This is a genomic window from Nitrospira sp. Nam80 (assembly GCF_965152575.1).
This window is the reverse complement of record NZ_OZ224216.1, coordinates 1,348,600-1,367,452: the sequence shown is the minus strand read 5'-3', so window position 1 is coordinate 1,367,452 and position 18,853 is coordinate 1,348,600. Positions and strand designations below refer to the sequence as shown.

The 18,853-nt window shown below is 56.4% G+C and carries 15 protein-coding genes and 3 pseudogenes; 6 read left to right on the top strand and 12 right to left on the bottom strand.

The window, feature by feature from the left end; all coding sequences use genetic code 11:
• Positions 1-25 precede the first annotated feature (25 nt).
• The 3 genes from ACWGXE_RS06410 (at position 26) to ACWGXE_RS06400 (ending at position 5,093) form a co-directional block, all read left to right on the top strand.
• The gene (locus ACWGXE_RS06410; protein WP_447602252.1) at positions 26-1,084 is read left to right on the top strand and encodes a hypothetical protein; all 1,059 of its coding nucleotides are present in this window, start codon (positions 26-28) and stop codon (positions 1,082-1,084) included.
• A 157-nt stretch (positions 1,085-1,241) separates the two neighbouring features.
• A complete protein-coding gene (locus tag ACWGXE_RS06405) occupies positions 1,242-4,379 on the top strand; it encodes a TIR domain-containing protein (protein WP_447602250.1) in 3,138 nt (1,045 codons plus the stop codon).
• A gap of 342 nt (positions 4,380-4,721) precedes the next feature.
• Positions 4,722-5,093: a pentapeptide repeat-containing protein gene (locus ACWGXE_RS06400; protein WP_447602248.1), complete on the top strand. Its 372-nt coding sequence runs from the start codon at positions 4,722-4,724 to the stop codon at positions 5,091-5,093.
• Between the two features lie 455 nt (positions 5,094-5,548).
• Here the strand turns inward: ACWGXE_RS06400 and ACWGXE_RS06395 are convergent.
• Positions 5,549-5,878: pseudogene (locus ACWGXE_RS06395) on the bottom strand (transposase); the annotation flags it as partial.
• 73 nt (positions 5,879-5,951) lie between these two features.
• Between ACWGXE_RS06395 and istA the strand changes: the two are divergent.
• The 3 genes and pseudogenes from istA to istB all read left to right on the top strand — a co-directional run.
• A pseudogene (gene istA / locus ACWGXE_RS06390) lies at positions 5,952-6,845 on the top strand (IS21 family transposase); the annotation flags it as partial.
• 101 nt (positions 6,846-6,946) lie between these two features.
• Positions 6,947-7,285 carry a Mu transposase domain-containing protein gene (locus ACWGXE_RS06385; protein WP_447603793.1) on the top strand — a complete coding sequence of 113 codons (339 nt, stop codon included), beginning with the start codon at positions 6,947-6,949 and terminating at the stop codon, positions 7,283-7,285.
• Positions 7,282-8,064, top strand: coding sequence for an IS21-like element helper ATPase IstB (gene istB, locus ACWGXE_RS06380; RefSeq protein WP_447599474.1), 783 nt, complete (start codon positions 7,282-7,284; stop codon positions 8,062-8,064). Before ACWGXE_RS06385 ends, istB begins: the two co-directional genes overlap by 4 nt.
• Positions 8,065-8,122: 58 nt before the next feature.
• Here the strand turns inward: istB and ACWGXE_RS06375 are convergent.
• From ACWGXE_RS06375 to thiS, 11 genes and pseudogenes are all read right to left on the bottom strand, one after another.
• Positions 8,123-8,538, bottom strand: a pseudogene (locus ACWGXE_RS06375) (transposase); the annotation flags it as partial.
• A gap of 110 nt (positions 8,539-8,648) precedes the next feature.
• Complete coding sequence (locus ACWGXE_RS06370; RefSeq protein ID WP_447602246.1) at positions 8,649-9,101, bottom strand: GNAT family N-acetyltransferase; 453 nt, start codon at positions 9,099-9,101, stop codon at positions 8,649-8,651.
• 345 nt (positions 9,102-9,446) lie between these two features.
• A complete protein-coding gene (locus ACWGXE_RS06365; RefSeq protein WP_447602244.1) occupies positions 9,447-10,466 on the bottom strand; it encodes a M23 family metallopeptidase in 1,020 nt (339 codons plus the stop codon).
• Between the two features lie 2 nt (positions 10,467-10,468).
• Positions 10,469-11,845 carry a Pup--protein ligase gene (gene pafA / locus ACWGXE_RS06360; protein WP_447602242.1) on the bottom strand — a complete coding sequence of 459 codons (1,377 nt, stop codon included), beginning with the start codon at positions 11,843-11,845 and terminating at the stop codon, positions 10,469-10,471.
• A 131-nt stretch (positions 11,846-11,976) separates the two neighbouring features.
• Positions 11,977-12,663: a proteasome subunit alpha gene (gene prcA, locus ACWGXE_RS06355; RefSeq protein WP_447602240.1), complete on the bottom strand. Its 687-nt coding sequence runs from the start codon at positions 12,661-12,663 to the stop codon at positions 11,977-11,979.
• Between the two features lie 5 nt (positions 12,664-12,668).
• Positions 12,669-13,499, bottom strand: coding sequence for a proteasome subunit beta (gene prcB, locus ACWGXE_RS06350; protein ID WP_447602238.1), 831 nt, complete (start codon positions 13,497-13,499; stop codon positions 12,669-12,671).
• 13 nt (positions 13,500-13,512) lie between these two features.
• Positions 13,513-15,012: a depupylase/deamidase Dop gene (gene dop / locus ACWGXE_RS06345; RefSeq protein WP_447602236.1), complete on the bottom strand. Its 1,500-nt coding sequence runs from the start codon at positions 15,010-15,012 to the stop codon at positions 13,513-13,515.
• Positions 15,013-15,026: 14 nt separating this feature from the next.
• The gene (gene arc, locus ACWGXE_RS06340) at positions 15,027-16,796 is read right to left on the bottom strand and encodes a proteasome ATPase (protein ID WP_447602234.1); all 1,770 of its coding nucleotides are present in this window, start codon (positions 16,794-16,796) and stop codon (positions 15,027-15,029) included.
• 149 nt (positions 16,797-16,945) lie between these two features.
• Positions 16,946-17,581 (bottom strand): thiamine phosphate synthase, encoded by a 636-nt coding sequence (gene thiE / locus ACWGXE_RS06335; RefSeq protein ID WP_447602232.1) that lies wholly within the window; start codon positions 17,579-17,581, stop codon positions 16,946-16,948.
• Between the two features lie 151 nt (positions 17,582-17,732).
• A complete protein-coding gene (locus ACWGXE_RS06330; protein ID WP_447602230.1) occupies positions 17,733-18,515 on the bottom strand; it encodes a thiazole synthase in 783 nt (260 codons plus the stop codon).
• A gap of 23 nt (positions 18,516-18,538) precedes the next feature.
• The gene (gene thiS, locus ACWGXE_RS06325; RefSeq protein ID WP_447602228.1) at positions 18,539-18,760 is read right to left on the bottom strand and encodes a sulfur carrier protein ThiS; all 222 of its coding nucleotides are present in this window, start codon (positions 18,758-18,760) and stop codon (positions 18,539-18,541) included.
• Between the last annotated feature and the right edge of the window lie 93 nt (positions 18,761-18,853).

The window sequence follows — 18,853 nt, the reverse complement described above, 5'->3', positions numbered from 1 at the left end:
ACGTTCCAGTTGAAGGAGGCTAGGCATGGGTACTCATTGGCTATCACGTCTTCGGGATGACGATGTGATTTTGGACGCATTACCAGACTCGTTGCAAGCAAGCCTTGAAGTACGTAGGCGGTTTCTTGATAGATTGCCACCGGACTCGGGAGGGCTTGAGTTTGTGCTTTCGGACTTACAGCGATGGCGACCGGGAGAAACCGTCACCGTTGCCTTCCTGAACGGCGATAACGATCTACACCGCGAGATCGCCGCAGCTACAAAAGTCATCACCGATATCTGCCATCTCACCCTGGATTTTGGTGTCGACCGGACGACCGGATCACACCGGACCTGGTCCGAGGAGGATGCGGACTACAAGGCGGATATACGCGTGAGTTTTGATAAGAGCGGCTTCTGGTCATTGGTCGGCACGGACTCGGTCGATGGCGCAATTGGTTCACCGTTGGATGATGTTGGCGGCCGGCCGCACCAGCGAAGCTTAAACCTGGGAGGATTCACCAGTCACCGGCCGGATAACTGGAGAGGTGTCGTACGACACGAGTTTCTTCATGCGCTGGCCTTCCAGCATGAGCATCAGAACATCCGCGGGCCCTGTGCCGAAGCCTTCCGGTGGGAAGACGATTTCGGGTATCAGCCCACTCGTGATGCCGACGGCAGATATATCTCCGACACCCAGGGACGCCGTCCTGGCATATATACGTATTTAGCAGGCTTTCCCAATTTTTGGTCGAGAGCAAAAGTGGACCATAACTTGCTCACTCAGGAAGATCCCCGTGCGGTCGCAGGTCCCTTCGATCCCGGTTCAGTGATGCTCTATCGATTCCCATCCCTGTTCTATCGGACAGAAAACAGTGCCTGTGCGCCGACGGGAGATGGCATCGAATTATCAGCAGGTGATATTCGCGGGCTTAAGCTACTGTACGGGGACAAGGCAAGAGACATGGAGGCATTTGAAGCGCGCATGCATGCACTAGCCAAAGCGGTCGAATCTGCCTACCCGGAAGTACAAAGAGAGGCTGTAGCGCACAAGAGTTTCGCACAATCCGCAATGAAGCGTATTGCAAGAGCGCTAAGAGAGTAAGATCTCGCTCGGCTGGTTAGACCTCCGTGCGGGATCGACTACGATCTAAACACAACATCGTCAACGGGAAGCAAGAAGCTATTGGGAAAGCCGAAAAGAATTGGACCTCTTTATTGGCCACAACGTTCGACTTCTCGTAGAGAGATAGGAAACAAACATGTGGATTGTTCTTCTTGATCACTCAAGCTCAATGGGAGATCCTTTCGAGGCGTCTGATGACTCGTCACGTCGGACGAGAGTGGTGGATGTCGAGTCCAAGCTGGAAGCGGCCAAAGAGGTCTTAAGAGAAGAGATTCGAGAACTGAAGGATATTGATGCGAGCATGGTCGTTGCGATCTTTGCGTTCACCGATGCAGCGAAGCTTGTATACGACGGTCCTGTATCGGATCTCCAGGCTATCGAGCGGGTACTCGGAACGCTGAATCCACATAACGGCACGGATATTGCCGCAGCTCTGAACGCTGCTGCTGATTACAAAGAAGCACTTGCCCATTCTTCCCTGAGCCAGCTGGTTCTCATTTCCGACGGGAAATCGGATCGCATGGAGGCCATGGCTGCGGCGCGACGATGTGTCGAGCGTCAGCTCGCATTATCCATGCTATTGATTGACCCAACAGAGGAGGGCAAAACCTTCGCTCGGGATGTGGTACGCGGCGTAGGGGGCACTTATCAGCCGGTGATGAGCAGCGAGGATCTCCGGGAAGCCACGAAAGATGTTTCCAAAACCTATTCTGCCAATCGGGCTCGGGCCGAGCGCTACTTGGAGACTGCCAAGGGCGAGGCGCACAGCATAGAAGAGGAGGTAGCTAATCGAGACCGGGTGAAGTTCACATCGGGCTATCCCGGTAGGATCATGCCTAGGCATGACTATCTTCTTCGGGTGTATGTGCACATCGAAACTCAGCTACAGGAGGTGCTGAAGCGATTGGAGCAGGATTCCGAACAGTTTGGAGGCTACCCTAGAAAAGGAGATGCAGAGTCCAACCAGAGAATTCCCGTCGGCACCAGGCTCGAAGTCACTCCGCGGATTAACTTTATCAGTGCAAATCCCCCGCAGCAGCGGGTGACCTGGACCGGTGCCATCGAAGAGCTATCGTTCCGGGTCTATTACGTCGGCACGGAGCAGACGCCAATTCCTCCTTGCAGCGGGTTCATCGACATCTCAACGGGCGGACTTTTGCTGGCGCAGATACCGGTGTCTATTCAGATAGAAGCCGGTGAGTCCCGTGTTCAGCCACGCACAGTGGAAATGATCTCTCGGGTCTTTGCCTCCTATTCGCATAAGGACGAGCGAATTATTCGTGCGTGTAAGGCGACGTATCGAGCGCTTGGGATTCAGCTCTTTGTTGACAAGGATGACATCCTTAGCGGACAAATATGGCGCGATGTCCTTCGGCGCAGTATCGCGGACCATGATCTCTTCCAGCTCTTTTGGTCTGAAGCGGCTGCGAACTCAGATGAAGTTGCTAACGAGTGGAGGCTGGCGAAGGAAATTGCTTCGGCACGAACCAGCGATTTCATCCGTCCCCTCTACTGGGCAGACCCGATGCCGCAACCGCCGAATGAGCTCTCGCATCTTAACTTTTCGCGCCTCGATACCGGGGCGCTGCAGGTGAATCAATCCGAGACTGGGATGGCTAGACCGGTCTCAACAGCTAGTCTGGAAGTACGGCTGAAGGCAAGCTTTCCTATCATCGAGACAGTTGATTCGGGCTCGAGCTGGGTACCGTGGTTGCAAGAACGGATGGCGGAGGTGGTACCTTTCCTCGAAGATTTGCTCGGCGTGCGCTACTTCCCACCCGTCACCTTTCTCGTCGATGAGCATGTGGTGCAGGCTACGCGCGAAGTCCTTACCACAGACTCTTCCGGCGACGGCGAAGATGCGCTTGAACCTGTACTGAAAATTCTGCAGGCCCTCGCGCTCGGGTTCCACGTGGGAAAGCTGGTTGATCCCGAGATGGGGTGCGACCAACGCGCGGCCTTCTTTGAGGCTTATAGTAACGAGTCACGAGCTGATTACGATCATGTCGTTCATATGGCGGAATGGGTGTTCGCGCGCCCTATAAGAGATCATTTGGCGGGAAAGGACTTTTTAGGACAAGCCCGAAAGTCATTGAAGGAACTTCTCGAAGCGACTGTCAATGGTGGATCCGGCTACGATGCGGCCGAGCTGGTTCGACAAACGCTGGAGCGGGCAAGCCCCGCGGAACAGGCGGCTCAATCCAACGCGGTGACACCTAAGGTGCTTGAAGGATTGAAGTCCTTCAATGACTCAGAGAAGAAGGCCGCGGCCCTTCGGCTGCTGGCAAGTGACCTTCCCCGGCTTGCCGACCAATACGGGGTCTTCGAGTTCTTCCACAGGACCGCACCGCACTCCCTGAGACATCACCAGACATTCCCGACGTACCTTGCGGACTTGGTCCGCCACTGGCTCGGCTATATCAAGATCGCAAAGGCAAAGCGACCCGATGCAGTTATAGACGTCGGGTACTCAATTCCGGAGTCCGCTATGCAGTGGCTCCAGAGGACTATGCCTGACATTGAGATCCTTATCACGCGCACTGCACCAGGCTGGAGAGACGACGTACTACAGGTATACTTGGAGATGCCTATCAACAGTTATGAAGGATGCGCCAAACAGCTTTCAGCGATGTTGTTGTCCATCTTATCAAAAGGCCATGGTGGATGGATTACGGAGTTACTGAATACGGCAGTTTCGACTCATGGTATCTATATGCCGGCTTTTGTGCCGCGCGCGGAGGGGCAATTGATCCAATTTCTGTCCCAGCGTGGTTGGCCAGAGAACGCGGCGCTGCCAGGACAGCATAAGGTTCTATTGTGTATGGGAGCGGTCGATCGCTTCCAAGATGAGCTGGTCAAAACTGGATGGGATGAAAATAAGGCACGTGAACTGGCTCAACGATTCTCTCTATCCATACTCATCCACGAGCACTTTCACGCCGCCGTTGCGACGGGGCTCGATCAGATGGGCCGTGCCGCTTTGGGAATAGAACATCCGAAGCGATGGGAGACGGCTGGGCCATTGAATGAGTCCCTCGCTGTCTGGTGCGAGAAACAATTCTTTCGCAATGACCCAACAATGCTCCAGAGAATTGATACCTATATCGCAAATGGTACCTACCCGTCTTGGCCCTATCGAGGTGGGGAGATCATTGAGTCAGTTTACACCACAGGAGGAACGCCGGCAGTACGAGGATGGATGCGTTATCTGCGAGACGACCCGGAAAACGCGCAACGGGAGTTCGATCAACGCGCACTTCCCGCTTATAGCTAGGGAGGCATGAAATGGGGTGGTCAGGAAAGCATCCTGTCGCGAGCGCCCCTCGAAATCTTGGCCGTGCCAATTGGATGAAGCTTTTTATGTCAGGATCGCCGCCAGGAGCTGAACCGGTTAGATAGGATTGGTCTCACAAACTCTACGACTCATTGTTTTCTCGCACGGATAGGCTTAAAGCGATCGGACCCTTTATTGGCCCTGAGGGATAAAGTATGGCGGACGGCAAACAGATCAACATCCTTATGGAAGGCATCGAGGCCTGGAAGCAATGGCGAAACGATAATCCGAGGATACGACCTGAGCTCACCAAAGCAGACCTGCGCTGCCCGCTTAGATGGAGTGGACCTGCATCAGGCAAATCTCAAAGAGGCCGACCTTACTCACGCATTCCTTCACGATGCAAACCTCTGTGGGGCTGACCTTACCAATGCCAAGTTGATTGGCACAAATTTCTGTCGTGCGCATCTTTGCGATGCGCAGATCCGCGGGGCAGACCTCCACCGGGCAAATCTCGACCGTGCAGACCTCACCGGAGCAGATCTTACCGATGCAAACCTCGAACGTACCATACTTGTTGGGACAGATTTCGAAGGCAACATTTACACGCTGTCGAGTATACGGAGCCTCTGCGTGGGATCTCAACATGACAAGCTACACAATGACAAAATCCGGGACGTTATCGATACAGTCCGAAGAAGGGCGTTCTTATAATCGGTCGGTTCACAAAAAGACGCAAAGCTATACTTCATGCGATCCGTGAAACTGAAAAATCAGCATAATCTACTGCCCATAATGTTCGAGATCGACCCATTACCTTCCGAATCGACAGGCAAGACCCTCTCCACGCTGGCCCACATAACTCGATTTGTCATTGCCGACCTCACAGAGGCTAAATCAGTCTTGCAGGAATTAACAATCATCTTGAGGGCTTTACCTGCGCTCCCCATTCAACCGATTCTTCATGAGTCAGCCGAGATGCCGCCAATGGGTGACAGTTTCCTGATGATGAAATCTATGCTCGCTCCATATATCTACGTACCAAAGAGAAGTTGATGGCTGATCTTTCAACCGCGGTGATTGGTCCTCCGAACGATTTGGTTAATAAATTTGAAGCAGAGCTTGCAGAAATTCGGAACAAATGGTTGCCTTGGCAAAGAAAATAAATCTCGGCAGACGAACTCGTCCAGGTAGACCTGGAGCTGAGCGCGACTTACGCCGTGGCGCGTACCGATCAACCATTGCTGCAGATGACCCACAGCGCGATTGGCCAATGGCACGACCGATTTCGCGCCCTTCCGCAGCTCGATTCGCAGAGGCTGCGTGTGAGGCCTGTGGGCGAACCCAGCCTCATGCAAGCCCGTGAACGTTTTAAGGCCGTCGGTGAAGACTGTTGAACCGGGAGCCACATGATCTTTGATGAAGGCGTTCAGCGTAGTGGGCTTGAAGTCAGGGATCACCGCCATCCGAATACGCCCGGACACGCGGCCCCGCTTCTGTCAGGGGTCATCCAATAATCCCCAGGTGTGGTCATTGAATTCTCCCCACCCATCCTAACGAAGGAGGAGAGAGATGGGACTTGACGAGACGGGAGCGTCGACGATCATGCGCGTCCAGGACCAACTTGGGGAGGCGTGCATGGTGGATCAGGAGCGGTGGGCGGAGATCCGACGGTTGTTTCATGAGGAACGGGTATCCATTTCGGAGATCGGGCGGCGGTTGGACCTGGATCGCAAGACCGTGCGTCGCAGTGTCCGGCAGACGACGTGGCAGCCCTATCGCCGGGTGGCGGTCGCCGAGACACTCTTGACCGCCCATGCCGACTTTGTGCGGGCCCGCGCCCCGCAGGTCAATTACTCCGCACGGATTCTCTACCAGGAGCTGCGGGCGAGCCGGAGCTACACCGGCAGTTACGAGACGGTCAAGCGGTGTGTGGCACCACTGCGTGAGGTGCAGATGCAAGCGGAGCGGGCCCTGCTGCGCTTTGAGACGCCGCCAGGGCAGCAAAGTCAGATTGATTGGGGGCAAGCGTTGGTCCCCTTTCGCGCCGGCGCCTCGGTCGTGCACGTGTTCGTGCTCACCTTAGGCTTCAGCCGACGCGGGTTCTATTACGCCTGTGCTGACGAGCGACTCGCGCAGTTTCTCGAGGCCCACGAGCGGGCCTTTGCCCATTTCGGCGGGCATACCCGTGAGCATCTGTATGACCGGCCGCGGACAGTCTGCTATGCGGATGACACCGGACGGCGCCTCTGGAATCCGACCTTCAAAGCGTTTGCCGACTACTGGGGCTTCGAGCCGCGGGTGTGTCGGCCCTACCGCGCACAGACCAAGGGCAAAGTCGAATCGGGCGTGAAGTATGTGAAGCGGAACTTCCTGCCGGGGCGGACGTTCGTCGATGTCGTCGACTTCCAAGCCCAGCTCGACGAATGGAATGCGACGATTGCCGACCGTCGCTTGCATGGGACCACACATGAGCCGCCGATCACGCGGTTCGAGCGGGAGCGCGGGCAATTGGTGCCGTTGGCAGGGCAGCGCAGCTTCCAGCAGGAAGCGCGCGTCTCGCCATCGTGGCCGAAGACTATCTCGTCAGCCTGGACACGAACCGCTACTCCGTGCCCTTCCGGCTCATCGGCCAGCGAGTCGAGGTACAGCGACGGGGCGAGATGGTGCACATCTTCCATCGCGACCGCGAGGTCGCCAGCCATCCCGTCCTCGCTGGCACCCACCAATTCCGCATCCTGCCAGAACACGGCCCTGGGGCCATCGCGCGCATCGCACGCCAGCGCCGGTCGACACGAGGCGAGTCGGCCCCATGGGCGGCGGTCCTGCCGGAGGTCGAGATCCGGGATTTGGCCTGCTACGAGACGCTGTGCGGACGCGTGAACGCGCACGAGGTGCAGCCATGAACCCCGCCCAGCTCGAACGACTCCGCGAACAGTTGACGCGCTTGCGGCTTTTCACAAGCCGCGAACGACTCGACGCGCTCTTACAGGAGGCCGCGGCGAAGGACCTCTCGTATGCGGACTTCCTCGACCAGGTGCTCAGTGAAGAAGTCGCCGCCAAGGCCGAAAAGAACATTACCATGCGCACCAGTCTCGCGCGGTTTCCGTTTGTGAAGAGTCTGGACGCCTTCGACTTCGCGTACCAACCCTCCTTGGATAAGAAGCAGATTCAGCAGGTGGCGACCTGTCATTTCATCGAACACGGCGAGAATCTCGTGATCCTGGGACCGCCCGGCGTGGGCAAAAGCCACCTGGCCATTGGGCTAGGACTCAAAGCCATTGCGCAGGGCTACCGGGTCTTGTTCACGACGGCGGCCGCCATGATTGCCACGCTCACCCGGGCGCTCACGGAGAATCGGCTGGAGGACAAGTTGAAGCTCTACACCATCCCGCGGTTACTGATTATTGATGAAATCGGCTATCTGCCGATTGACCGCACTGGAGCCAACTTGTTTTTCCAGCTCATCTCGCGCCGCTACGAGAAAGGGCCGATGATTCTCACCAGCAATCAGAGCTTCGGCGCCTGGGGGGAGGTGTTTGGCGATCGGGTGCTGGCCACCGCCATCCTGGATCGGGTCCTGCACCACGCCATCACGATCAATATCCGCGGCCATTCCTACCGCCTGAAGGAGAAGCTCAAAGCCGGCTTGGTGCGACCCGAAGAAGCCACAACCACAACCTAACTGGGTGGGGACTTTTCGATGACCATAACTGGGGAAATTTGGGTGACCCTTGACAAGTCTCAACAGCGACCATGACGAGGGCCGCCTTCCGCCCCCTTGAGTTGACGGCTCCCCCGCAACCCCGCCTGAGTTCCCCCTACCCAGGTCTCGGAGCATCATCCACGCGGTTTCATACCGTGCCAGCCGCAGTTGGCGCTGGAGCAGGAGTGCCGAGACGCCACGCTTATCCGTGGTCATCAAATAGGCCGCCCAGAACCAAAGCACCAGCGGGGTCTTTGTGTTATGAAGGACCGTCCCGGATGTCAGCGAGACTTGGTGTCGACAGGCCGCGCACTGCCAGCGTCGTTGTTTCACCACTGGGTAAGCCCGCCGGTGCCCGCACCGAGGACACACGAAGCCCTCAGGCCACCGACAGGCGGCCAGATACCGCTGACAGGCTTCTTCACTCGCAAACTCAAGCTGAAACTGGCGCAGACTCGTAGGAAAGAGGGGCGGGCCACGCCGCTACACTATCAGTAGCGGTCTGCTGAAACAACCGGATAAGCATGAGGAACCTGATTCAATGCGACTGGACAAGAGTGGCATCATGACCTCCCTGAATCAGTATCCGGCAACAGCAAATCTTTCACCATCATCCGATGCGGGATACCGGCGTCCATAAATGGCTCGCCGGCCATGTAAAAGCCGGCTCGTTCATAGAACCCTATGGCATGGATTTGAGCCGCCAAGGTCACGCGCGACAGGCCTTGCCTCGCCGCCAGGTCCAGCAACGTCCGAAGAAGCGCGGCTCCGACACCGCGACCGCGCCAGTCCTTGAGCACGGCCATCCGGCCGATTGTTCCGTCCGCTTGCATGCGCGCCGTGCCGATGGCCTTACCAATCTCATTCCAGGCGAGCACATGCGTGCAGACCGGATCGAGTCCATCCCATTCCAACTCCTCGGGCACCGCCTGCTCGGCGATGAAGACGACCTCGCGGACCACTCGAATGATCCACTCGCTCTCTGTCCAATCGACGAGTTCAACTCTCGGTGCCATGCGATGCTTCGCCAAAGCCACTTCCCATGTGAAATGACGTGTTGATGATACTATCTACCAACCGATCTTTCTAACTTTCGGCTTCCCTGGGCACATCCCGCAGCTCTCTCTTGACTCAAGTATTAAGTCCTCTGCGGAGTGCGGGCAGCCTACTCGACCGACATCATCGGAGGAGCGGGGTACCTATCGAGACTGTGCGGGGAAAGAAAGCTGGAACTGACCGAGCCACTACGATGCACCGACAGTTAGGGAAGGAAATTCCAGAAGGTCCGCCCAGTAAGGCTAGAGGAACCGTAAACGAGAAAGTCTATGACTTCACAGCAGCTAGCGAAAGATGGCGTGGATTCAGCGGCTGTCGTCGCCGGTGGCGGTTGGACTTGAATCTTCTCTTGCAGGGATTGCCGGAGAGGCAAATACCGGTTCGGTCATGGTGTTGTTCCGTGGAAACGGCAGATTCAAGAGCGCATACGGATTCACGCGTGCGCCGTTGATTTTCGCGCCCCAATGGAGATGAGGACCGGTCGCCCTGCCGGTCGCGCCGACCTTTCCAATCACCTGCCCGGTTTTCACGAGATCACCGTCCCGCACCAGCACGTCCGACAGATGGAAATACATGGAATAGAGTCCCAGCCCATGGTCAAGATAGATTCCGCGTCCGGAGAAGATATGATCGACGGTCAATCGAACCACGCCGTCGTTGCTGGCGACCACGTCGGTGCCGGTCGGCGCACCGATATCTTCGCCGCTATGGGGATTGCGCGCCTGGCCGTTCATGATGCGTACGCTGCCGAAAATCCCGGTCCGCTTGCCGCGCACCGGCTCGACAAACCCTGTCTGCCAGAGACGCATCGCCGATTCTTCGGCCAACGTTTTCCGGATCTGTTCTTGTTCCGTCTTCCATCGCGCGGCCGCCTTCTCATCCAGATCCACCTTGTCCTTCGGCAGCTTGAGATGCTCAACGGCGAACTGCTCCTTGACGACGAGGACATTGATGCTTCGCCGGCGCATGGATTCGCCCACCTGAATGTCCACCTTCAGTTCGTGAGTTCCCGGCTCGTCTTGCAGATCGATGCCGAGCAGACCGATATAACCGGACTCCCCGTTGCGATCCGGATCCGGAAACAGCGGGATGGTGCGTCCTTGGAAGTGGCCGACGACTTTGGTGGCAGCGGGGACGTCCGGAAGCCGGATCACGGCGACCTGCCCTTGTTTGGCGCTGTATTGCCCGTCCGCGCCTTTCGGCGGAGCGATCGTGTTGGGAAAGAGTTCGACGGGGAAGACGCTGGCAAGGAGCAGAATGCCCATCACCACGAGCCGGTCGAGTCGGGACAGGCAGTCGTACCGTTGTCTCAATGATATCGGCATGATTAGCGATAGAAGCGTAATCCGGACACCTGGGAGACCAATTCCTCCACCCGCCGGTTGACGGCGCTGAAGGGATCCATACAAAGAATGGTTTCTTCCCAATACCCGTTCAGTTTGAGATAGGTCCAGTCCACTGTATACGAACGGTTCTTCGCTCGCGCGAACCGGATGAAATCCCCGCGCACCTTCGCTCGCGTTGTCTGAGGCGGCACCGACATCGCGCGCTGGACGGCATCCTCGTCCACCACCCGTTCAGCTACACCGCGATTCTCCATCAGATAATACAATCCGCGGGTGCGTTTGACATCATGAAACTGCAAATCCAACAAGAACACGCGCGGGTCGTCCCACCCGCAACCCTTTTTCTCCACGTAGGACTGGATTAGATGTTTTTTCATGACCCAATCCACTTCACGGACGAGCCCCATCGGATCATCTTCCAATCGATCGAGAACATAAGCCCATCTGGCCAACACGTCGTCCAGCGCCGGCTCATGGTCGTGAGTGGCGAGAAAATCGCCCGCACGATCCAGATAGACGCGCTGGAGCTCGATAGCGGTCATTTGCCGTCCGTCATCCAATCGAATTTTCTTATTGAGCGACGGATCCCGCGAAATTTCCCGAATCGCTTTGACGGGATCTTCCAATTCCATCCCGGTCACCGAATATCCCGCCTCCACCATGGACAGCACGAGCGCCGCCGTCCCGACCTTGAGATAGGTGGCATATTCCGACATATTCGAATCGCCCACGATAATGTGCAGGCGCCGGTATTTCTCGGCGTCGGCATGAGGCTCGTCTCTCGTGTTGATGATGCTGCGCGAGGACGTGGTGGAGGACGATGTTTTCTCATGAATATGCTGCGCCCGCTGTGAAATAAAGTATTGGGGTTTGCCCGAGACTTTGAGCACTTTCCCCGCGCCGGAATAGATTTGCCTGGTGACGAAAAATGGAATCAGCTGTTCCGTGACCTTCCAAAAATCGACGTCCCGACGCATGAGATAGTTCTCATGACAGCCGTACGTATTGCCGAGCGAATCGGTGTTGTTCTTGAAAATATAGATTTCGCCGGACAATCCCTCTTCGCGCAACCGTTCTTCCGCGGCGGGTAAGCAGGCCTCGAGCAGGCGTTCGCCGGCTTTGTCGTGCACGACAAGGTCGAGGATATTGTCGCACTCCGGAGTTGAATATTCGGGATGGCAGCCGGTGTCCTGATAAAAGCGGGCCCCGTTCACCAGAAAGGCGTTGGACGGCCAGCTGTTGGGAATCAGCCCTTCGAAGATATAGCCCAGCACCTTCTCCATCGGCAGATAGATCCTGCCGTTGGGGGAAAAGATCAACCCATATTCATTTTCAAGACCGAAGATTCGTTGTCGCATCGGATATCAGCGCCGCATCATTGATTTATCTTCAGCATACACCGGTTGTCTTCAGGATACACCTCGACCGCCCTGCCTTCAACCGAATCAAGGACTCAGAATACGGACGACGTGCGACGGATGAGCGAAGACTACGAAGCGAGCAACTGGCGAGTTTCCGAGACGGAAAGGCGGCGGAATTTTCTTCCGCTGCGTGTGCGGTCCAATACCGCCGTTTCCAAGTTTTCGGAGGGAATTTTTTGATTGGCCGCTTGCTCGAGCGCGGCATGGCAGAGGGCGAGCGCGGCTTTTAAGGCCGGTGGTTCCGAGTTGATGCGGTCCTTCAAATAGGCTTGCACATTGTCCGAACGCCCCCCGATCACGGCGAATCGTTTTTCATCGACGATGCTGCCGTCGAACGAGATCCGATAGATTTCGCTCGAATGGCCGTTATCCCCGACCTGCACAACGAGGATTTCCACTTCCAGCGGTTTCACTTCTTGTCCGAAGGCGGTGCCGAGGCTCTGAGAATACGCATTGGACAGCGAACGGGCGCTGACATCTTCGCGGCTGTACATATAGCCGGTGAGGTCGGCATGCCGGATGCCGGCTTTGCGGAGGTGTTCAAACTCGCTGTACTTTCCCGCCCCGGCAAACGCGATGTTGTCGTACACCTCGGATATTTTATGAAGTGAGGCGCTGGGATTGTCCGCCGCCAGCAGCACACCGTCCGCATATTCCATTACGATAAGGGAGCGACCCTTGGCGATGCCCTTTTTGGCATACTCCGCCTTATCCTGCATCATCTGCTCGGGAGAGACGTAGTAGGGCAGCGGCATGCTGTCTATTTCCTCCTCGAGCGGCCCGCCATCATAGCCTCGTACACCGCACGAATCCGTTCGTCCGTCACATCGACAATGCCGTCGGCGCCGGCCGTCTTCGCCGTGGGATAAATTCCGCGGATGAGATCGGGTCCGCCGGTTCCGACATCCTCATCGGCCGCGTTATAGAGAGCCAGGAGGCTGATCTTCAGCGCTTCGTCTTCAGACAGTCCGGCCCGGTAGTGTTCGCGGATCGTATTTCGCGCGTCCTTTCCTCCCGATCCGATCGCATGATACTCGGATTCTTCGTACCGCCCGCCGGTGATGTCGTACTTGAAGATCCGGCCTTCCTGCCGCCGCAGGTCATACCCGACATACAGCGGCATGACCACCAAACCTTGAAAGACCATCGGCAGATTGGCCTTCACCATCTGACCCAGTTTATTGGCCTTTCCTTCGGCGGACAATTGAACGCCTTCCAGCTTTTCGTAATGTTCCAGCTCTGTCTGGAACAACTTCGCCATTTCAATACAGGGCCCGGCGGCGCCGGCGATCGCCATCGCCGAGTACTCATCGATCTTGAACACTTTCTCGATGCGCCGATCGGCGATCTGGAATCCCTCCGTCGCCCGTCGATCCCCGGCGATTACGACCCCACCCTGGTATTTGACGGCCAGGACCGTCGTTCCATACGGAATAGCCGCGGAGCCGTGCGGCCAGGATTCTCGTTGTGAAACCGCCTGCCATGAGCCTGTGTCGCGGTTCGCAAGAGGGGCGATGTCGGGATAGTGTCGATTCAGAAAATCGAAGAAGCTGGAGCCGTCGTGATGAGGAAAAAACGGAACGTTCTTCATGAAGATGCAGCGCTCATGCGGAGAGCTTGGCCAACAATGCTTCAACCGATTCCGCGCCGGCCAGCAATTCACCGGTCAGGGATTCCGTACCCCGCAAGGGCTCCATGAGCGGAATCTTTTTGATGGTGGTATTGCCCACGTCGAACAATACCGAGGTCCAACTGGCTCCATAAATGGACTTAGCGTACTTGTTGACGCATCGACCCCGGAAATATGCGCGCGTTCCGAGCGGAGGCGAGAATTCAGCCCGTTCGATTTCACTGTCCTGCACGACGCGTTCGATCAGGTTGCCTCGTTCGAGCGTATAATACAATCCTTTCCCCGGCCGCACATCATGATATTGGAGATCCATCAACCTGATGCGCGAGTCGTCCCACCCACAGCCCTTTCGCTCCATGTAAGACTCCATGAGATGGCGTTTGGCGACCCAATCCAATTCACGCACGAGCAGCATGGGATCCCGCTCCAGTTTGTCCAACGTCTCTTCCCATCGAACCAAAATATCCTTGGTGACTTGTGGCACATCGTGGCAGGCATAAAAGTCCAAAGATGCCCTCAAATATGCGCGTTGAATCGCAAGCGCGGTCGTGGGGTTGCCGTCCGCGAGCTTGAGGGTCTCCTTGATTTGGAGATCGCGGGACACCTGTTTGATCGCCCTGACTGGATCGGCCAATTCAATGTTCGGTAATCCCGCCTCGGCTTCCAAGAGATCAAGAACAATGGCCAGCGTCCCGACCTTCAAGTATGTGGAGACTTCGGCCATGTTGGCGTCGCCCACGATGACATGGAGACGGCGGTATCTGGCGGGATCGGCATGCGGCTCATCGCGTGTATTAATGATCGGTCGCTTGATCATCGTGTTCAAGTCGACGAGCGTCTCGAAAAAATCCGCCCGCTGGGAAAGTTGATAATCCACCGGGTTGGTCTGATTTTCGGCACCCACCTTACCGGACCCAGCAAATATCTGGCGGGTCACCAAGAAGGGCGTCAAGACTGCGATGATGCGCTCAAACGGCACGCTTCGAGAGAGGACGTAATTTTCGTGGTATCCGTAGCTGTTCCCTTTGCCGTCGGAATTGTTCTTGTATAGAACAAACTGCTCCCGCCCGCGGCTCTCCGTGATCCGATCCAGCGCTTGCGCGATGACGCGTTCGCCGACGCGCTCAAACGCCACCAATTCGCGCGCGTTGGTGCACTCGGGCGTGGAATATTCGGGATGCGCGCCGTCGACGTACAACCGGCCCCCATTGGCCAGAACTTTATTGAGTTGGCGGTTGTAATCCGGGCCGGGCCTCTCGCGCTCTCCATCGACTTCGAATCCACGGGCGTCCAGCAGCGGGTTTTCATTTTCGTAATCCCAGACGGCATGCGGAGCCGGGAGACCGGGATACGCGCCAATGACATGAATGGAGTTGGCGACGGGATCCACGGCCGCCGCATCGCGACTGGCAATACCAAATTCAGTCTCCGTGCCGAGAACACGGGGGGTAATGGGCAGTTTCGTGTTATGCATGAATGAATGACAGCCTAGAGATAATGACCGGTGGTGACCGTTTCAATTTGACGCGACTCTGCCGGTCCGCCGCTGATGGTCCGGATGTGGACAATCTTCTCGCCCTTCTTTCCAGCAACTTTGGCCCAGTCGTCGGGATTGGTTGTATTGGGCAGGTCTTCATGCTCCTTGAATTCCTCGCGGATGGCTCGGATCAGGTCTTCTGAACGCAGCCCGTGTCCCTCCTGTGCAATGGCTCGTTTCACCGCATATTTTTTTGCCCGCGACACAATCCCTTCGATCAAGGCGCCGCTGGCAAAATCCTTGAAGTACAAGACTTCTTTTTCCCCGTTGGCATAGGTTACTTCGATGAATTTGTTCTCTTCCGATGTGGCATACATGGTCTCGACGGTTTTTTGAATCACCGCATCGACCAGCGCGCCGATCTCTCCGCCGTGCCGCTTCAAATCATCGTCCGAGAAGGGCAATCCGACCGTAATGTATTTTGAAAAAATATCGCGCGCCGCGACCGCGTCGGGCCGCCCCACCTTGACCTTGACGTCGAGTCGCCCGGCGCGAAGCACGGCGGGATCGATGAGGTCCTGGCGGTTGCTCGCGCCGATCACGATCACATTATTCAGGCGTTCCACGCCGTCGATTTCGGAGAGAAATTGCGGCACGATCGTCGATTCAATATCCGAGGAAATCCCCGTCCCTCTGGTACGGAAGAGGGCATCCATTTCATCAAAGAACACGATGACCGGATGACCGTCGTCGGCGCGTTCTTTCGCCTTCTTGAACACCTCGCGAACCTGGCGTTCGGACTCGCCTACGTATTTGCTCAGCAATTCGGGTCCCTTGACGTGCAGGAAATAGCTCCGAACCTCTTTCCCCGTCAGGTGGCCGAGTTTCTTGGCGATGGAGTTGGCCACCGCTTTGGCGATCAACGTTTTTCCGCAGCCAGGAGGGCCATAGAGCAGCACGCCTTTCGGCGCGCTGAGTTTGAAATTGGAGAAGATATCGGGATATAGGAACGGCAGTTCGACGGCATCCCGAACCTGCTCCAACTCCTTCTGAAGGCCGCCGATATGCTCGTAATCGACATCGGGTACTTCCTCGAGGACCAGCTCTTCGGCTTCCGATTTGGGGAGTTTTTCGATCACGCAACCCGAACGCGGATCATACAAGAGGTGATCGCCAACGCTCAGCCGTTCGCTCAGGAGCGGCTGCCCCAATTCCGCCACTTTTTCCTCGTCGAAATGCAGCGTGATCAACGCTCGATTGCCTTCCAGCACATCCTTGAGCCGCACCACTTCGCCCTGCACATCGAACCCTCTGGCTTCGATGACATTGAGGGCTTCGTTGAGAATGACCTCCTGTCCCTTGCGTAATTCCTTGGCTTTGATCGACGGATGGAGGCTGACCTTCATCTTCCGCCCGGACACATAGACGTTGGCGGTGCCGTCCTTGTTGAGGCTAGAAAAAATTCCGTACGTGGATGGAGGCGCCGTCAGCTTTTCGACTTCGGCGCGCAAGGCTTCGATTTGGGATTTGGCTTCTTGAAGAGTCTCGACCAGCTTTTCGTTTTGCTTGGTCGCCTGATCGAGCTGATATCGGGATTGGTAGAGGCGGCGGATCTCCTCCTCCATCGATTGAATTTGGACACGCAGCTTTTCGACTTCGCGGGCCTGCTCTTCGTTTTTATGAATCACGACCCCATCTCCGTCGGACAGTTTCTTGGTGATTCGTTTGACGGAATCTCGTAAAGACCGGAGTCGGCCTGGACCCTTTTTGGATTCGGCCATCGCATCGCTCTTGAATCGTTGGAAAGCCTCGCCAGTTCTCGCAGTCCAAGATATTCGGGATTCTATCATCCACCTATAGAGCGGTCAACTGGACACGATGCACATGGAGCATTCACTTTTGTCCGATGGTCGAACGAAACAACTCCGCGTCATTCATTCGGCCGATCGATGATGCTCAAGAAGTCTCGTGTCGCAGCGGCGGCATCCGGCGCTGCGAGAATCGACGACATCACCGCGACACCGAACGCGCCGGCATTCACCGCCTCACGCGCGCGCGCAATCGTTATTCCTCCGATGGCAAAGACCGGAATATGAACTCGGCGGCACGCGAGCCCGAGGACTTCCAATCCCAAGGGCGGCCCGTATTCGCGCTTCGAGGGCGTCTCATAAATCGGACCAAGGACCACGAAGTCCGCGCCCTGCGCTGCGGCCTGCACGGCGCCGTTGACAGAATGGGCCGACACACCGATGAGTCGTTCCCCGCCTACGATCCGGCGCACAGCCGGCACCGGCAAGCTGGTTTCACGCAAATGTACTCCGTCCGCGTCGATGATCCTCGCGAGATCGGCACGATCATTGATCAAGAGCTTTGTTCCGGTCGATCGGATCAATCCCTGAATCGATCGCGCCAACTCCAGTTGCTCTCGAGTGCCCATATCGCGCTCGCGCAGCTGGATAGCCGGACCGCCGGAACTGATGAATTGACCCAAAACCGAAAGAAGTGTTCCGTGTGCAACCTGGCGACCATCGCTCACCAGATACAGACGAAAATCAACGGAAGACATCCGGAAGAAATTGTGAATTCTGAATGATGAATTAGGAATGGAAGTTCTGAGTTTCTGAGTGAAACAGCGCGGGCTTGCGCTTCATCGTTTCTCTCCGAACTTCATATTGGCCTTCCTAATCCATTCATCATTAAGCATTCAGAATTACTGTTTAGAGCATGCCCTCGATGGGACTGCTGGCGGTTGCGTACAGCTTGCGCGGAATCCGGCCCGCCTTATATGCCAATCGCCCCGCCCAGACGGCATATTTCATCGCTTCCGCCATTGCAATCGGAGACTGCGCTCCGGCAATCGCCGTGTTCATCAAAACGGCGTCCGCGCCATATTCCATCGCTAAGGCGGCATCAGATGCGGTTCCGACGCCCGCATCCACAATGACGGGGACGTTGACCGATTCCATGAGAATCTTCAGATTATAGGGATTCCGGATCCCCAGTCCGGAGCCGATCGGCGCAGCGAGCGGCATAACGGCGGGACAACCGATATCCACCAACTTCTTTGCGACGATGGGATCGTCGTTCGTATAGGGCAACACGACGAATCCCTCTTTGATCAAAATTTTGGCCGCCTCAAGCAGTCCAACGGTATCCGGAAACAGGGTCTTCTCATCTCCAAGCACTTCCAGCTTCACGAGGTCGGATACGCCGGCGGCGCGGGCCAACCGGGCATAGCGGACCGCGTCTTCCACGGTGTAGCACCCCGCTGTATTGGGCAGGATCGTGTATTTCTTCGGATCAATGTAGTCCAGCAGATTTTCTTTTGAGCGGTCGGTGACATTGACGCGTCGCACGGCCACGGTCACGACATCGGCCTCCGAAGCTTCGATGGCCTTTTGCGTTTCGATAAAGTCTTTGTATTTGCCGGTCCCCACCCACAGACGGGACTTGAATTCATAGCCGGCAATGCGCAGTCGATCATTCATGACGGTTTCCATGGCATGGTTCCTTCGATAGAGCCCTATTCCATTCCTCCACCGATAAAGCTTAATATTTCAAGTCGATCGCCTTCGCGTAGAGCGCGGGTATCGAAGGCCTGTCGCTCGACAATTTCAAGATTGAGCTCCACGGCGACCCGATCAGGTTTGATGTTCAGTTCACGGAGCAGTTCTGACACGGTGGTTTGCTCATGGACTCCGCGGGGTTCACCATTCACTTGAATCGTCACCAGCGCCGAACCCATGGGAATTATCCTAGGTGACGCGGAAACATATTGTCAACCGATAGGACACCGCGACGATAGACACTCCATCAGCCCGGCAGAATCCAGACAGTC

Bases quoted from the DNA above. Each gene is read 5' to 3' on its own strand.
- ACWGXE_RS06410 (WP_447602252.1), top strand. From the start codon at position 26: ATGGGTACTCATTGGCTATCACGTCTTCGGGATGACGATGTGATTTTG.
- ACWGXE_RS06405 (WP_447602250.1), top strand. From the start codon at position 1,242: ATGTGGATTGTTCTTCTTGATCACTCAAGCTCAATGGGAGATCCTTTC.
- istB (WP_447599474.1), top strand. From the start codon at position 7,282: ATGAACCCCGCCCAGCTCGAACGACTCCGCGAACAGTTGACGCGCTTG.
- ACWGXE_RS06370 (WP_447602246.1), bottom strand. From the start codon at position 9,101: ATGGCACCGAGAGTTGAACTCGTCGATTGGACAGAGAGCGAGTGGATC.
- ACWGXE_RS06365 (WP_447602244.1), bottom strand. From the start codon at position 10,466: ATGCCGATATCATTGAGACAACGGTACGACTGCCTGTCCCGACTCGAC.
- pafA (WP_447602242.1), bottom strand. From the start codon at position 11,845: ATGCGACAACGAATCTTCGGTCTTGAAAATGAATATGGGTTGATCTTT.
- prcA (WP_447602240.1), bottom strand. From the start codon at position 12,663: ATGCCGCTGCCCTACTACGTCTCTCCCGAGCAGATGATGCAGGATAAG.
- prcB (WP_447602238.1), bottom strand. From the start codon at position 13,499: ATGAAGAACGTTCCGTTTTTTCCTCATCACGACGGCTCCAGCTTCTTC.
- dop (WP_447602236.1), bottom strand. From the start codon at position 15,012: ATGCATAACACGAAACTGCCCATTACCCCCCGTGTTCTCGGCACGGAG.
- arc (WP_447602234.1), bottom strand. From the start codon at position 16,796: ATGGCCGAATCCAAAAAGGGTCCAGGCCGACTCCGGTCTTTACGAGAT.
- thiE (WP_447602232.1), bottom strand. From the start codon at position 17,581: ATGTCTTCCGTTGATTTTCGTCTGTATCTGGTGAGCGATGGTCGCCAG.
- ACWGXE_RS06330 (WP_447602230.1), bottom strand. From the start codon at position 18,515: ATGGAAACCGTCATGAATGATCGACTGCGCATTGCCGGCTATGAATTC.
- thiS (WP_447602228.1), bottom strand. From the start codon at position 18,760: ATGGGTTCGGCGCTGGTGACGATTCAAGTGAATGGTGAACCCCGCGGA.